At 65.2% G+C, this 14,671-nt stretch carries 11 protein-coding genes and 1 tRNA gene; 8 read left to right on the top strand and 4 right to left on the bottom strand.

From position 1 onward, the window contains the following. The first annotated feature begins 19 nt into the window (after positions 1 to 19). The 7 genes from rpsU (at position 20) to J0M27_RS07225 (ending at position 6,233) form a co-directional block, all read left to right on the top strand. Entirely contained in the window at positions 20 to 232 is a 213-nt protein-coding gene (rpsU, locus tag J0M27_RS07255; RefSeq protein WP_041100734.1) for a 30S ribosomal protein S21, read from the top strand. 95 nt (positions 233 to 327) lie between these two features. Further along, entirely contained in the window at positions 328 to 777 is a 450-nt protein-coding gene (locus J0M27_RS07250) for a GatB/YqeY domain-containing protein (protein ID WP_294989190.1), read from the top strand. Positions 778 to 796: 19 nt separating this feature from the next. Further along, on the top strand, positions 797 to 2,551 hold the full coding sequence (gene dnaG, locus J0M27_RS07245) for a DNA primase (protein ID WP_294989187.1): 1,755 nt from the start codon (positions 797 to 799) through the stop codon (positions 2,549 to 2,551). Between the two features lie 118 nt (positions 2,552 to 2,669). Beyond that, positions 2,670 to 4,877, top strand: coding sequence for an RNA polymerase sigma factor RpoD (gene rpoD / locus J0M27_RS07240; RefSeq protein ID WP_294989184.1), 2,208 nt, complete (start codon positions 2,670 to 2,672; stop codon positions 4,875 to 4,877). Between the two features lie 50 nt (positions 4,878 to 4,927). Next, positions 4,928 to 5,003: transfer RNA gene (locus J0M27_RS07235), tRNA-Ile, on the top strand. Between the two features lie 38 nt (positions 5,004 to 5,041). Next, the gene (locus tag J0M27_RS07230; RefSeq protein ID WP_294989181.1) at positions 5,042 to 5,278 is read left to right on the top strand and encodes an ArsR family transcriptional regulator; all 237 of its coding nucleotides are present in this window, start codon (positions 5,042 to 5,044) and stop codon (positions 5,276 to 5,278) included. Positions 5,279 to 5,333: 55 nt separating this feature from the next. After that, positions 5,334 to 6,233: a patatin-like phospholipase family protein gene (locus J0M27_RS07225; RefSeq protein ID WP_294989471.1), complete on the top strand. Its 900-nt coding sequence runs from the start codon at positions 5,334 to 5,336 to the stop codon at positions 6,231 to 6,233. A 21-nt stretch (positions 6,234 to 6,254) separates the two neighbouring features. On the opposite strand, the gene J0M27_RS07220 is transcribed toward J0M27_RS07225, so the two are convergent. Then, positions 6,255 to 7,676: a 3'-5' exonuclease family protein gene (locus J0M27_RS07220; protein ID WP_294989178.1), complete on the bottom strand. Its 1,422-nt coding sequence runs from the start codon at positions 7,674 to 7,676 to the stop codon at positions 6,255 to 6,257. A gap of 30 nt (positions 7,677 to 7,706) precedes the next feature. Here J0M27_RS07220 and J0M27_RS07215 point away from each other — a divergent pair, with 30 nt between their 5' ends. Beyond that, complete coding sequence (locus J0M27_RS07215) at positions 7,707 to 8,606, top strand: radical SAM protein (protein ID WP_294989175.1); 900 nt, start codon at positions 7,707 to 7,709, stop codon at positions 8,604 to 8,606. Between the two features lie 16 nt (positions 8,607 to 8,622). Here the strand turns inward: J0M27_RS07215 and J0M27_RS07210 are convergent, their stop codons facing one another. The 3 genes from J0M27_RS07210 to J0M27_RS07200 form a co-directional block, all read right to left on the bottom strand. Next, positions 8,623 to 9,186: an OmpA family protein gene (locus J0M27_RS07210; protein ID WP_294989173.1), complete on the bottom strand. Its 564-nt coding sequence runs from the start codon at positions 9,184 to 9,186 to the stop codon at positions 8,623 to 8,625. Positions 9,187 to 9,449: 263 nt separating this feature from the next. Next, entirely contained in the window at positions 9,450 to 11,564 is a 2,115-nt protein-coding gene (locus J0M27_RS07205) for a DUF1631 family protein (protein WP_294989171.1), read from the bottom strand. 69 nt (positions 11,565 to 11,633) lie between these two features. Continuing rightward, complete coding sequence (locus J0M27_RS07200) at positions 11,634 to 14,381, bottom strand: bifunctional acetate--CoA ligase family protein/GNAT family N-acetyltransferase (protein WP_294989168.1); 2,748 nt, start codon at positions 14,379 to 14,381, stop codon at positions 11,634 to 11,636. Positions 14,382 to 14,671: the final 290 nt, after the last annotated feature.

Here is a 14,671-nt window from a genome sequence, read left to right as displayed (position 1 = left end):
TTTCTCCAGGATTATTTACATGCCGGGTATTCGCCTCAAGGAAAACGAGCCGTTCGAAGTTGCGATCCGTCGCTTCAAGCGTGCCATCGAAAAGACCGGTCTGCTGACCGAGCTGCGCGCACGCGAGTTCTACGAAAAGCCCACGACCGAGCGCAAGCGCAAGGCCGCCGCCGCCGTCAAGCGTCACCACAAGCGGATTCGCAGCCAGCTCCTGCCGCCGAAGATGTATTGACCGGTGCGGCCAAGGCCGCGCCGGGCAGCACGCCGTACCGCTTCAACCATGAAACCGCCTTCCGGCGGTTTTTGTTCTTGTGCAAGGGATGAATCATGAGCCTCGAAACCCGTATCGACGACGACTGGAAAGCCGCCATGAAGGCCGGCGACAAGGCCCGGAAGGATGCGCTGAGCCTGCTGCGCGCCGCGATCAAGCAGAAGCGCGTCGACGAAAAACTGGTGATCGACGACGCGGCGGTGATCGCCGTGATCGAAAAGATGCTCAAGCAGCGCAAGGATTCCATCAACCAGTACGAGGCCGCCAAGCGCCAGGACCTGGCCGATGCGGAAAAATTCGAGGCGTCGGTGCTCGCCGACTACATGCCGCAGGGCCTCTCCGCCGCCGAGGTCGAGGCAATCGTGACGGCGGCGGTTGCCGCCTCGGGCGCCAAAGGGCCGGCCGACATGGGCAAGGTGATCGCCCTGGTCAAGCCCCGGGTGGCGGGCCGCGCCGACATGGGCGAAGTATCCAAACTGGTCAAGGCAAAACTGGCGACTGGCTGAAGCGCGGCATAATGTCCGCGTGATCCCCGAGAGCTTCGTCCAGGACTTGCTGGCCCGCGTCGATATCGTCGACGTGGTGGAGCGCTACGTGCCGCTAAAGAAGTCCGGCGCCAACTACAGCGCCTGCTGCCCCTTCCATTCCGAGAAGACGCCGTCCTTCACGGTCAGCCCCTCCAAGCAGTTCTACCATTGCTTCGGCTGCGGTGCCCACGGCAGCGCGATCGGCTTCCTGATGCAGCACGCCGGCATCGGCTTCGTCGAGGCGGTGGAGGACCTGGCATCGTCGGTCGGCCTGCAGGTGCCGCAGGAGGAGCGCAATCGCGCAGAACGGGCGAAGAAGGCGCCGCTGACGGAACTCATGGCGCGCGCCATGATGTTCTACCGCGATCAGTTGAAGGCCTCGCCCAAGGCCGTCGATTACCTCAAGGGGCGGGGGCTTACCGGCGAAATCGCGGCGAAGTTCGGCCTCGGATACGCGCCGGACGGCTGGCAGGGCCTGCAACAGGTCTTTCCCGATTACAACGATGCTGCCCTGGTCGAATGCGGCCTTGTCATCGTCAATGAGACCGGCCGCCGCTACGACCGCTTCCGCGACCGGGTGATGTTCCCCATCCAGGACCAGCGCGGCAACGTGATCGGCTTCGGCGGCCGGGTGATCGGTGAGGGTGAGCCGAAATACCTCAATTCGCCGGAAACCCCGCTGTTCGAGAAGGGCCGCGAGCTATACGGCCTGCCGCAGGCGCGCAAGGCCATCCAGGAAGAAGACACGGTGCTGGTAGTCGAGGGTTACATGGATGTGGTCGGCCTGGTGCAGAGCGGGGTCGAGAACGTGGTCGCCACGCTGGGCACGGCCGCCACCGACGCCAACGTGCAAAAGCTGCTGAAACAGGCCAATCGGGTGGTGTTCTGCTTCGACCGCGACAGCGCTGGCGATCGCGCGGCGTGGCGCGCAATGGAAGTCAGCCTGGGTCACCTGGCCGACAACAAGACGGTCGAAATCCTGCAGATGCCGGGCAACCAGGACCCGGACGAATTCATCCGCGAACATGGGCGCGAGGCCTTCGTGCAGCAAACCCGCAGCGCCACGCGGCTCAGCGAGTTCCTGCTGCGCGAACTGGTGAAGCGGGCCAATCCGGGCACGGCCGAGGGGCGCGCCCTGCTGGTACACGAAGCCAAACCCCTGTTGCAGAAGATATCCGCGCCCATCCTGCGGGTGCAGGTGACCAAGGAAATCGCCCAGCGCGCGCAATTGTCCCAGGCCGAAGTCGAAGCCGAATGCAGCCTCAAGCCGCTCGCCCGCAGCCGTTATGCGCCGGCGCAGATGAAACAGCGGCCGATTCCCTCATCTATAGAGTACAAGCTGCTGCAGATCCTCCTGCACAAGCCGGAATGGGCTGCCCGGCTGCCACTGGAACTGATCGACCGCGAGCGTGTCGAGGGCGATGCGCTGATCGCCATTGCCGATGCCATCGAGCACGGCGAGCTGCCGGCCGGCGGCTTCGGCCTGCTGCTGGAGTTTTTCCGGGGCACCCCGCACGAGGCCCTGATTTCGGGCATCGCGGCCAATATGGTGGAAGCGGTCGATCTGGGCGCCCTGGAAGCAATGTTCAACGATTCGGTCGCCCACCTGCGCCATGGCGCCCTCACCGCGGAAATCGAACGGCTTACCGCCCGGGCCAGGCAGGGCCTGAGCGCCGAGGAAAGGCAGCGGCTGGCGGAACTGCTGGCGAAGAAGCGCCCCGCAGCGCCTCCGGCGTCGAACGGCCCGATCTGATATACTTAGCGGTTCTCCTGCGCTTACACGGCGCGCGGAGTCGGCCGGCCCGTGATCGTTGCGGCGTTCCCCCGGCCCACTGCGTCGCACCCGAAACACGCTCCAGCCGAGGATAGTCATGCCGAAGGTAACCGCCAAGCAGAGCAAGTCGAAGACCGCCGCCAAGCCGGTCGCGAAGAAGCCCGCGCCGCTGAAGGCGGCGCCGGCCAGGAAGCCTGCGCCGGCCAAGAAAGCTGCTCCCGCAAAAGTTTCCGCCAAAGTACCGGCCAAGAAGCCCTCCAAGCCGGCGGCCGAAAAGGCACCGGCCAAGGCCGCCCTCGCCAAGCCGGCCAAACCGGCTGCCGTGGCCCCCGAAGTCGTCGTAGCACAGGCCAAGCCAGTCGCTCAGCCGGTCCCGGCAAAATCCGTGGCCAAGGCCATCGCCGAGTCGCGTGGCCGCAAGAGCCGCGAGAAGCTGGTCGCCCCCGAGGCCACGCCGATCGACCTCGACACCAAGCGCACGCGCCTGAAGAACCTGATCGCGCTGGGCAAGGAGCGCGGCTACCTGACCTACGCCGAGATCAACGACCACCTGCCCGACGACCTGGTCGATGCCGAGCAAATCGAGTCGATCATTTCCACCTTCAACGACATGGCGATCCAGGTCTTCGACGAGGCCCCCGCCGTCGACGACCTGCTGCTCAATGAATCCGCGCCGGCTCCGGTCGATACCGAAGCGGTCGAGGAAGAAGCAGAACAGGCGCTGTCCACCGTCGATTCCGAGTTCGGCCGCACCACCGATCCGGTGCGCATGTACATGCGCGAAATGGGCTCGGTCGAGTTGCTGACGCGCGAAGGCGAAATCGAGATCGCCAAGCGCATCGAAGACGGCTTGAAGCACATGATCATGGCCATTTCGGCCTGCCCGACCACCATCGCCGAGATGCTGGAAACCGCCGGCAAGGTCGCCCGCGACGAAATGCGCATCGACGAACTGGTCGACGGCCTGATCGATCCCAATGCCACCGACGAAGACATCGAGGCGCTGGCCGAAGACGAGGAGATGGAAGTCGACGAGGAAAGCGAAGACGAGGACGACGATGGCAGCGCCCGCATTTCCGCGTCGCTACTGCAACTCAAGCAGGATGCCCTCGAACGCTTCTCGGTGATCCACGCCCTGTTCGCACGGCTGCAGCCGACGCTGGCCAGGAAGGGCTCGCAGGACAAGGGCTACCTGCGGCTGCAGAAACAGATTTCCGACGAACTGATGAACATTCGCTTCACCGCCAAGTCGATCGAGCGCCTGTGCGACTCGGTACGCGGCATGGTCGAGGCGGTGCGCAGCCACGAACGCAAGATCCTGCATCTCTGCGTGGACAAGGCACATATGCCACGCGCGCACTTCATCAAGGTCTTCCCCGGCCACGAGACGGACATGGAGTGGCTCAAGCACGAAGTGCAGTCGGGCAAGCCCTACGCCGCGCAACTGATGCGCGCCGCGCCGAACATCCTCGAAGAGCAGCAGCGGCTGATCGACCTGCAGGTGCGTATCGGCATCCCGCTCAAGGAACTCAAGGACATCAACAAGCAGATGTCCACCGGCGAAGCCAAGGCCCGTCGCGCCAAGCGCGAGATGACCGAGGCCAACCTGCGCTTGGTGATCTCGATCGCCAAGAAATACACCAACCGCGGCCTGCAGTTCCTCGACCTGATCCAGGAGGGCAACATCGGCCTGATGAAGGCGGTGGACAAGTTCGAATACCGCCGCGGCTACAAGTTCTCGACCTACGCCACCTGGTGGATCCGCCAGGCCATCACGCGTTCGATCGCCGACCAGGCGCGCACCATCCGCATCCCGGTGCACATGATCGAAACCATCAACAAGATGAACCGCATCAGCCGCCAGATCCTGCAGGAAACGGGCCTCGAGCCCGATCCGGCGACGCTGGCGGTGAAGATGGAAATGCCCGAGGAGAAGATCCGCAAGATCCTCAAGATCTCCAAGGAACCGATTTCCATGGAAACGCCGATCGGCGACGACGACGATTCCCACCTGGGCGATTTCATCGAGGATCAGGCCACGCTGTCGCCTGGGGATGCGGCGTTGTTCGCCTCCCTGCGCGAAGTGACCAAGGAAGTGCTCGACAGCCTGACGCCGCGCGAGGCGAAAGTGCTGCGCATGCGCTTCGGCATCGAAATGAACACGGACCACACGCTGGAGGAGGTCGGCAAGCAGTTCGACGTAACCCGCGAGCGCATCCGCCAGATCGAGGCCAAGGCCTTGAGGAAACTGCGCCACCCGACGCGGTCGGAAAAACTGCGCAGCTTCCTCGATTCCGAGACCTGAACATGCATCACCGGCGGCCGCTACAGCAACGGCCGCCGCAGCAGCAAGCAGGGCCTGTAGCTCAATGGTTAGAGCAGAGGACTCATAATCCTTTGGTTGCGAGTTCGAGTCTCGCTGGGCCCACCAGCTTCAACTTACCCGGAGCAGCGGATATGCAAGAAATCATGCAATACCTGAAGGCCAACGGACAGCGTTTCGATTCCGAAATCGCCGCCGCAACGGGACTATCGCTGGCGAAAGTGCGCCGCTCCATTTCCGACCTTTCCGCTCGCGGCGAGATATCGAAGTGCAGCGTGACGCGCTTCAGCACCGACGGCGAAAAGGTCGAGGCGGTGCTCTGCCGGGTCGCGGGCTACATTCCGCCCAAGAGCCCCGGCCGCAAGCCCGGCGCCTCGAGCTGAACCTTCGGTAGTTTCCCTCAATCGCGGGGGCGATTGGCTTCGTACCTTGAGCGCCGTGTCGTCTCCTGATCCGCGCGTCCTGTTCACCCTCGCCGCAGCCGCACTGCTGTCCGGCTGCGCGCTGCTGGGCGAAGCGCCCACCCCGCCGCCAGCACCCACCCAGATAAGGATCGGTTTGGCGCTTGGCGGCGGCGCGGCGCGCGGTTTTGCCCACGTCGGCGTAATCAAGGCGCTCGAAGCGCAGGGCATTCTTCCCGACATCGTGGTCGGTACCAGCGCGGGCGCCGTCGTCGGCGCGCTGTATGCGTCCGGACTCAACGGTTTCGAGCTGCAAAAAGTCGCGATGGACATGGACAAGAACCACATCTTCGACTGGAATGTCACACTGCGCGGGGCGCTCAAGGGTGACCCCCTGCGCAATTTCGTCAATGACGCGGTCAGCCAGCGGCCCCTGGAGAAGCTCAAACGCAGCTTCGCGGTGGTCGCCACCGACTTCAATAGCGGCGAATCGGCCCTGTTCCGCACTGGCAGCACCGGATGGGCGGTGCAGGCGTCGGCCGCGGTGCCCGGCGTATTCCAGCCGGTCGCCATCAACGGTCGCGAGTATGTGGATGGCGGCCTGGTCAGCCCGGTGCCGGCGCGCGCCGCGCGCCGCCTCGGCGCCGACTTCGTGATCGCGGTCGATATTTCCGCCAGGCCGCGCGATGGCCGCAGCGGCAACAGTATCGACATGCTGTTGCAAACCTACGCGATCATGGGCCAGACCATCAGCCGCCACGAGCTGTCCGAGGCCGATGTGGTGATTCGCCCGGCTACCGGCGAGCTATCCGCCACCAGCCTCGACGACCGCCACCGTGCCGTGCTTGAAGGCGAAAAGGCGGCTGCGGCGTCCATGGCCGCGATCAAGGAAAAACTGGCGCGCCTGCGCAATCCGCCGCCGACCGCGGCGCGCTGATGCCGGCCACCGTGGATTGGATCAGGCTCGCGCTGCCGGCGCTGGCGCCAGCGGGACCATGCGCTCGACCGCTTTCTGCAGAATCCGGTAGCTGTCCCGATCGAAGTCGGGCAAGGGGTTGTCGAGCAGCGCGTACAAGTCCGCCTCGCAGCGCGCGGTACCGAGATGCCGCCACTGGTCGATCAGGTGCACCTCATCGCCCTCGCGTATCCAGACCGGCCCCGGAAACGGCCATGGCGCGAGCCGCTGCCGGCCCAGCGCGGCCATCAGGCGCGCGCTGTGGAAGGAGACCGGCTCCTTGCCGACGCAAACGCCTTTGCACTGTTGCAACTGGTGCGCAAAGCACGGCTTGCCGGGCTTCACTCTTTCCACGCCAAGCAAGGCATGGCAGAGCCGATGTTCCTTCGCCAGTTCGGTCAGCGTGCGATTGGCCTCCCGCATCGTCTTGAACGGGCCGTAAAGATGCTCCGGCAGGCGGGCACCGAGTTCGCTCGCCGGCAGTAGCCGCGGACGCCACTCGCCGGGACGCGGCTCGATCAGTTGCCAGAAGCAGAGGTCATCGTTGCGGCGCAGGGTCCGGTTGTGGATCGGCTGCAGGGACTTGATCAGCGCCGCTTCCTTCAGCAGCGCGCCGATCTCGCCGCCGGTTTCGATGCATTCGATGCGCCGCACCTGCTGCGCCAGGCTCATCTCCCTGGCGACGGCGTGATCGGCGGCGAAATGGGACAGGATGCGCTTCTTCAGCTCCTTGCTCTTGCCGACATACAGCGGCAGGTTGTTTTCGCCGTAGAACAGATAGACGCCCGTACCGTCGGGCAGTTCGTCGATCGCCGCTGGATCGAGGTTGGGCGGCAGGCTCGGCCGTGCCGTGAGTTGCCTGACCGTCGCCGCCAGCACATCGGGTTCGACATCGCGTTGCAATTGACTCCAGAACTGGTGGATCAGCCGTGCGTCGCCCAGCGCACGGTGGCGGGCGCTGACAACCAGTCCGTGGCGCGCCACCAGGCTGTCCAGGTTGTGGCGCGCATGCTGCGGGAACAGCTTGCGCGACAATTTGACGGTGCACAGCACCGTGGTGCGGAATTCGTGCCCGCTGCGCTTGAACTCGTTCTTCAGGAAGCCGTAGTCGAAGCGCGCGTTGTGGGCGACGAACAACCGACCGTCCAGTCGCGCCAGCACTTCTTCGGCGACTTCCTCGAAGGCCGGGGCGTCCGCCACCATCGCGTTGCTGATGCCGGTCAGGCTTTCGATGAAGGACGGGATCGGCGTGCCCGGATTGACCAGCGTTGACCACTCGCGCATGCCATTCTCATCGACCTCGATGATGCCGATCTCGGTGATGCGATCGGCCGTCGCCGTGGCTCCCGTGGTTTCGAGATCGACAAAGGCCAGGGCGGAAAAGGTCATGAAGTGGCGCGGGCGGTTGCGGAGGAAATGGATCATAGCCTGCGCCGGCCTGCCATAATCACCGCCATGGATGCAGCCTTTCCGATTCGCTACATCGACCCCGTGTTCCGCCCGCCGAGCGAGGCGGAATCGCTGATCCTGCCGGTCACCGACGGCTGCTCCTGGAACAAGTGCAGTTTCTGCGAGATGTACACCGCGCCGCAGAAAAAGTTCCGAGCCCGCGACGAAGCGGAAATCATGGAAACCATTCGCCGCTGCGGCGAACGCTTCGGCAGCGACATCCGCCGCGTCTTCCTTGCCGACGGCGATGCCCTGGTGCTGCCGACCCGACGCCTGCTCGCCACCCTTGCCGCGATCCACCAGCACTTGCCCGCGGTGCGCCGCGTTTCCAGTTATTGCCTGCCGCGCAACCTGCGGCGCAAGTCGGTCGGCGAACTGGGCGAGCTTGCCGCCGCCGGTCTATCCATGGCCTATGTCGGCGCCGAATCAGGCGATGACGAGGTGCTGGAAAAAGTGAACAAGGGCGAAACCTTCGCCAGCACCGCCGAGGCCCTGGACAAGCTGCAACAGGCCGGCATCCGGCGTTCGGTGATGATCCTCAACGGGCTCGGCGGCGCCTCGCTGTCGCGACAGCACGCCGAGAATTCCGCGCGCTTGGCCAACGCCACGCAGCCCGAATACCTGGCCACGCTGGTGGTCAGCTTCCCGCAGGGCGACAAGCGCTTCCGTGCGGGGTTTCCCGAATGGCAAGCCTGCGACCAGCGCGAGCTGTTCGTCGAAATGGAACGGTTCATCTCGGCGCTGGAACTGAGCCGCACGGTGTTCCGCAGCGACCACGTATCCAACCGCCTGGCGTTGAAAGGCAGCATCGGCGCCGAGAAGGACCGACTGCTACATGAAATTCGGGCCGCGATCGCGCGCCCGGAGGCGGCAAAACTCAGGCCGATCTGGCAACGCGGCCTGTAAGTTCAGGACGCCCCGGTCACCACTCGGGCACGAACTCGATGCGTCGATTCAGCGCGCTGGTCGGATCGGCGGTATCTTTCGGCTGCTCGCTGGAACGGCCGACGGTCTCGACGTTCTTCAGCTTGAAGTTCTTTACCAGGTAAGCCTTGACCACCTCCGCGCGGTCCTTGGACAGACGCTCATTGACGCCGGGGCTGCCGGTGATGTCGGTGTGGCCCTCGATGCGCAGCGAGGTCCATACCGACTCCTTCGCCTGCAGGGCCTTGCCGACGGAATCGAGGAATCCTTTCGCCTCACCCGTCAGTTCCGAGGAGCCGCGCGGGAAGGTGACCAGCACCGAATCCAGCGAGGACTTCGGGATCCTGCTCTGGCACCGCATGCCGGCCTTTTCGACGGCCGCGCATTCGGCCTTGAGCGCCTGGATTTCCCTGGGAAACATCGCCTCCGCAACCTGCTCGGCGGTCGGGATGCGATCATTGATCGAAACGGTCTTGCGATCCACGTCGGCCGCCATGCCCTGCACGCTGGCTAGCGTGCCGCTCAGCGCTGCCGCCAGCAACAATTTTCTGGTGGTATCCACGATAAGCTCCAAAGCTGTGGTTGGGGTCGCCGTTCGCGGCTTCGCTCGAAATCGGTTTCCCGGAAAGTCAAAAATACACGCGAACCTGCTCCAACGCAATCCGGCACTGTGACCTACTGCCTGTACCGTAGCGATCCGTCAGTCGCCAAAGCGGGTGCCGATCGATATCCGAAACCTCTCCATGGGCACGGCGCAGAACCCTCGGCGCCCGATCCCTGCATCGCGAAAAGTCGGCGCTGGCGATACGGCCCCCGGCAGGAATATCAGGTGAGCCTCTCCAGCGACTGGACGGCACCGTGCAGGGCGCGCTCGAAAATCGGCGAATCCGGTTTGACCAGGCTTGCGGTCAGATTCCTGAGGCGCACCGCCAGCGCTTCCGGCGTGATGGAAATGGCGCAGGCGGAAGCGCTGTTGCTGAACAGGAGCAGGGTGCGACTGGGGTTGATCCACGTCAGGCGCTCACGGCGGCTTTGTCCGGCGGTCATGAAATCCACCCAGTCGCCGCGCACCAGTTGCCTGACGCGGCGCAGGTTGGCACTGTCGGGCGTGCTTTCCGCGCTGGTGCCTTCACCGCCGGGCAGCGATATGTCCTGCACCCTGACGCCGCTCGCCGTCGAATGGCTGACCTGCAGGGTCGGCCCGCTGCTGATGACCGGCGCATCCGGTGCTTCCTTCGGCTCGGCGGCCTTGCCGGCGCCTCGCAGGTCGGCGCGCAAGGCGGCGAGCTGCAACTCCACCAGCATGTCCATGAAGGCGCTGCGCTCGTTCGCCGAAGTGCCGATTTCCTCGAATCCGGCATTCAACCGCTTCAGCAGCGCTGGCAGGGCAGCCGCTTGTCGTTGCCTGTCCTCCGGCTTGTGCTTGGGAGTCACGGTCCACAACAAGTCCGTCACGACTTGCAGGGTCGAGGTCACGGCCGCGCTTTCCGCCCCGGAGGCGTACACCCGCCCCTGCAACACGTCGCGCCAGTAAGTCAGCAGGAAGTGTGCGATCCCGGTCGGTATGCCGTGGGTGATCAGGGGTGCCAGCAACTGGTCGGCCGTTCGCTGCGCGCGCAGTTGCGCCGCGCGCTGCAGGCGCAAGTCTTCCTCACGCGCGCGCACGGCCTCGGCGAGCACCCGGCTTTCTTCCGCCTCAATCTCCTCCCGCTCGGCGAGGAAATTGGAAAGCTCGGCATTGGCGGCTTCGAAAACCGCGACATCGCCATCGTAGGTGTGCTGGATACGGTCGACCAGTTCCGACAGCTTGCGATAGAAGGGATCGTTGGCATCGACAACCTTGCCCCACCGGATCGCGATGCCCGAAATACTGTCGAGGAAGAGCCTGGCCGGATGGCTGCGATCCGCGAAAAAGCGCTGATTGAGCATGGCCACCTTCAACACCGGCGTCTGCAGGCGCGCAACCAGTGTCTTGATGCCCTCCGCCACGCTCTTGTCGCCGAATATGAGATCGAAGAGTTCGGCAACGATGTCCAGCGTGACGGATTCCTGGACGCCGACGTGGCGCGCCCCTTCGCTGTCGCGCGCCAGCTTGACCACGTTGGTCAGGGCGTTGTTCGACGCCTTCACGGCATCCTTCTGCAGCGACTTCAGCGACAGGAAGAAGGCCTGGCTTGCCGCCGCTGCATCGGTTGTTTTCGTCGCGCCGCGCGCCTGGGTTCTGGCCTTCACCAGCATTTCGAGCTTGCCCGCCATCTTGGTGGACTCGGCCGCGATGGTGTTCGGATCGACCGGGGTCGTTCCCTGGTAGCTGCGCTTCAGGCGCGGCAGGATGTCGGCTTCATAGAGGATTTCGTTGATCGCGCGAAACAGCTGGGGCAGCTCCGACGCCATATGTTCGCCCATCAGCTGCATCAGCACGATGCGCTGGCCGACGTCGGCGACAACCTCGGCGCAGGCACTCTGGAGGCAGTCGCAGAGCGACGAGACGCGGAAGCTGCCGTCGCCCTGGGCCATGGCGCCGCGCAGGACGAGATAGGAAACCCGCCGTTCTAGGGAGCTGCTTTCCTCGCTGCAGGCCGAATTCACGCGATCGACGACGCCGCGCATGGCGAGTTGCATGGATGTCTCGTCGTCGGTGACGATCTGCAGGTTCTCCACGTCGCCATAGTTCTGGCCTGCCCGGGGCGCCGGCTTGCGGCGCCGGGCGAGCGCTTCCTTCAGGGCCGGTGCGGCCTTCGCCCAATGGTTCCTGAGCTCGAACTGCAGGTTGATGCAGGCGTGCCGCCGGGCGTCGTCGCGGCTGCTGGCGACTAGCACGCGCGCGCCTTCGATCAGGGCAGGCCCCAGTTCGGCCACCAGTTCGCACAAATCGCCCTCGACCTGGTCGCGGCAGCGATCAACAAGGGTTCGCAGGGTTTCGGCGATCTTTTCGGTCATGTCGGGCCAGCCACAACGTTGTCATGGCTAAGGATTATCCCATCGCGGCACTGCAAAAAAGTTCATATTTCACGTTTCGACGCCCGCATTTCCTGCTCGGCCAGTGGCGGCCGCCTGGCCCGGCGGCACCTGCAGGTCGAGCGTGCAGCGCACGATGCCGGCTTCCTCGCTGCGGCCGAAGCTGAACCCGAAGTCCTTGAGCAGGGCGAGCATCGGCTGATTGTCGTACATCACGTCGCCGCGGAAGATGCGGATGCCGCGCTCGCGGGAGTAGTCGATCATCTTGCGCATCAGACCGGAACCCAGGCCCTGCCCCTTCATGTCGGAGCGGATGATGATGGCGAACTCGCCGGTCTGGTTGTCCGGTGCGGCGACCACGCGCACCACACCCAGGGTTTCCGCCTCGCCGCCCTCGCCCGTGGCGCTGGCGACGAAGGCCATCTCGCGATCGTAGTCGATCTGCGTCAGGCGCGCCATGTCGCGCCGTGGAATCTGCTTCACATAGTGGAAGAAACGATAGACCAGGTCCTGTTCGCTCATGTGCGACAGGAAGACGTAGTGCGCGGCTTCGTCCTCCGGGCGGATCGGGCGGAACAGCACCGGACGGCCGTTGCGCAGCGTGGCCTGCTGTTCCAGCGTCTTCGGGTAGGGCTGGATCGCGAAGCGATGCGGGTTGGCCGGCGCTGCCAGCAACTGGATATGCGCGTCAACCGCGGTCACGCCGCGGTCGCTGGCGAACAGCGGGTTGATGTCGAGTTCAACGATCTCCGGCAGGTCGATCAGGAGTTGCGAAACCTTGGTCAGCGCCAGCGCGATGGCATCGCGATCCGCCGCGGGATCGCCGCGGTGGGTGTCGAGCAGCGCCGCGGCGCTGCTGCGTTCGATCAGGTCCTGCGCCAGCGGCAGGTTCAGCGGCGGCAGGCCGACCGCCATGTCGCGGCGGATGCCGGTCGCGCGCCCGCCCTCGCCGAAGATGATCAGCGGCCCGAACAATGGATCGGTGGTGACGCCGACCAGCAGCTGCCGCGCATGGCCGCGCGGCTGCATGGTCTGCAGGTTGTAGCCGCTGATGGTCACCTCGGGGCAGGTGATGCGGGCGCGCTCGATCATGCCGCGTGCGGCGGCCTCGACCGCCTCGGCTGTTTCCAGGTTGAGCGCGACGCCGCCAATGTCCCACTTGCGCCGCAGGTCGCGCGACATGACGGCCAACGCCACCGGCAGGCCGATCTGCTGCGCGACGCGGGCGGCGTCCTGCGGATCGTTGGCGGCATGGGTCGCCACCACCGGGATGCCGTAGGCGGCCAGGACGGCTTTCGATTCGGCCTCGGTGAGCTGGGTGCGTCCCTTGTCCAGCGCCGCGCGCAGCACCTGCCGCGCGCCATCGAGATCGGGCGTGAAGCCGGTGGAGATCGAGGGCGGCACTTGCATCAGTAGTTCGCGCGCCAGGCGATGGTTGTCGATGTGGAGGAAGGCGCGCGCGCCGTGGCCCGGCGTCGAGAAGGTGGGAATGCCGGCGGCGGCGAAGCGCTTGCGTTCGGCGGCGACGCTTTCGTCGCCGACCCAGCAGGTGAGCAGCGTGCAATTTATGGATTTGGCGGCCTTGATCACCGCCGCGGCGATCTCGCCGCTGTTGGAGAGCGCGTTGGGCGTGTGCATCACCAGGATCGCGTCCGCCGCGCGCTGCTCGCACAGCGCGCCCAGCACTGCCTCGTAGCGCGCCGCGCTGGCGTCGACGCGGATGTCGATCGGATTGCAGCCGTCCCAGCTCGCCGGCAGGATGCGGCGCAGCTTCGCCACGGTGTCTGCGTCGAGCGCGGGCATCGCGTAGCCGCCGAGGTAGAGGCTGTCCTCGGCCATGATGCCGCCGCCGCCACCGTTACTGATGGCGACCAGCCGGCTGCCGTTCATCGGCCGCGAGCGCACCACGGTTTCCACGGCGCCGAACAGTTCATCGAGGTGCTCCACGCGCAGGATGCCGGCACGGCGCAGGACGGCATCGAATACGTCGTCGCTGCTGATCAGGCCGGCCATGCCGAGGTAGGAAGGTTCCGCGCCGCCCGCTTGGCGGCGACGCGGCGCCCGGCCGGCCTTGATCGCCACCACCGGCTTGTTGCGCGCGGCGGCGCGCGCGGCGGCCATGAAGCTGCGACGGTCTCGGATCGATTCGATATAGAGCAGGATGGCCTGGGTGTCGGGATCGCTGGCGAGGAAGTCGAGGACTTCGCCGAAGCCGATGTCCAGCGCGTCGCCCAGCGAAACGAAGTGCGAGAAACCGACCTTCTTCGGCCGCGCCCAGTCGAGCACCATCGTGCCCACGGCGTCCGACTGGGAAACGAAGGCGAGCATGCCCGGCTCGACCCGCACCTGGGAAAAGGTGGCGTTGATGCCGGCCTTCGGCACCAGGATGCCCAGCGTGCCGCCGCCCAGCAGGCGTATCCCATGCCGCCGCGCGGTTTCGAGGATGACGGTTTCCAGCGCCCGCCCATCGGCGTCGAAGGTGGTCGCCAGGTAGCCGGCCATGATGATCGCCGCGCGCGTGCCGCGCAGGCCAAGTTCGTCGAGCAGCACAGGTATGCTCGCGGCCGGCGTGCACAGGATGGCCAGGTCCGGTGTCTGCGGCAGCGCGGCGACGCTCGGGTAGGTGAGCACGCCGGCCACCGCCTGCCGCTTCGGGTTCACCGGCATGATGACGCCGCCGAAGCCGCCCGCGAGCAGGTTGCGCATCACCACATTGCCGATCCGTTGCGGACGCGCACTGGCGCCGATGACGGCAATGCTTTGCGGATCGAACAGGCTCTGCAGGAAATGGAAACTCATGGCGCGACCTCATGTCGGCCGGGAATGGCCCCGGTGTCGAGCCGGCAATGCTACGGCATTGTGCCGCGTTCTGTCCCGGCGGACTTGCGCGGGCCTGGCGCGGGTCACTTTCGCCGCGGCACCGACCTTTGCGCTGATCCGGCCCAATCCCGGGTTGCTGACCTATTGATATTTCCGTAAAACAGGACAACTTTTGATCATCTGAAACGTTGTATCTCCAATGGTGATATTGGAGAATGTTGTCATGGCACAAAAGCGGTTAAGCGACGCAACAAAGAAGCGATTGAAGG

Source organism: Sulfuritalea sp. (genome assembly GCF_017302275.1).
Taxonomy (GTDB): Bacteria; Pseudomonadota; Gammaproteobacteria; order Burkholderiales; family Rhodocyclaceae; genus Sulfuritalea.
This window is presented reverse-complemented; position numbering and strand designations above follow the sequence as displayed.

Bases quoted from the DNA above. Each gene is read 5' to 3' on its own strand.
- J0M27_RS07230 (WP_294989181.1), top strand. From the start codon at position 5,042: ATGCAATACCTGAAGGCCAACGGACAGCGTTTCGATTCCGAAATCGCC.
- rpoD (WP_294989184.1), top strand. From the start codon at position 2,670: ATGCCGAAGGTAACCGCCAAGCAGAGCAAGTCGAAGACCGCCGCCAAG.
- J0M27_RS07220 (WP_294989178.1), bottom strand. From the start codon at position 7,676: ATGATCCATTTCCTCCGCAACCGCCCGCGCCACTTCATGACCTTTTCC.
- J0M27_RS07215 (WP_294989175.1), top strand. From the start codon at position 7,707: ATGGATGCAGCCTTTCCGATTCGCTACATCGACCCCGTGTTCCGCCCG.
- J0M27_RS07205 (WP_294989171.1), bottom strand. From the start codon at position 11,564: ATGACCGAAAAGATCGCCGAAACCCTGCGAACCCTTGTTGATCGCTGC.
- J0M27_RS07250 (WP_294989190.1), top strand. From the start codon at position 328: ATGAGCCTCGAAACCCGTATCGACGACGACTGGAAAGCCGCCATGAAG.
- J0M27_RS07200 (WP_294989168.1), bottom strand. From the start codon at position 14,381: ATGAGTTTCCATTTCCTGCAGAGCCTGTTCGATCCGCAAAGCATTGCC.
- rpsU (WP_041100734.1), top strand. From the start codon at position 20: ATGCCGGGTATTCGCCTCAAGGAAAACGAGCCGTTCGAAGTTGCGATC.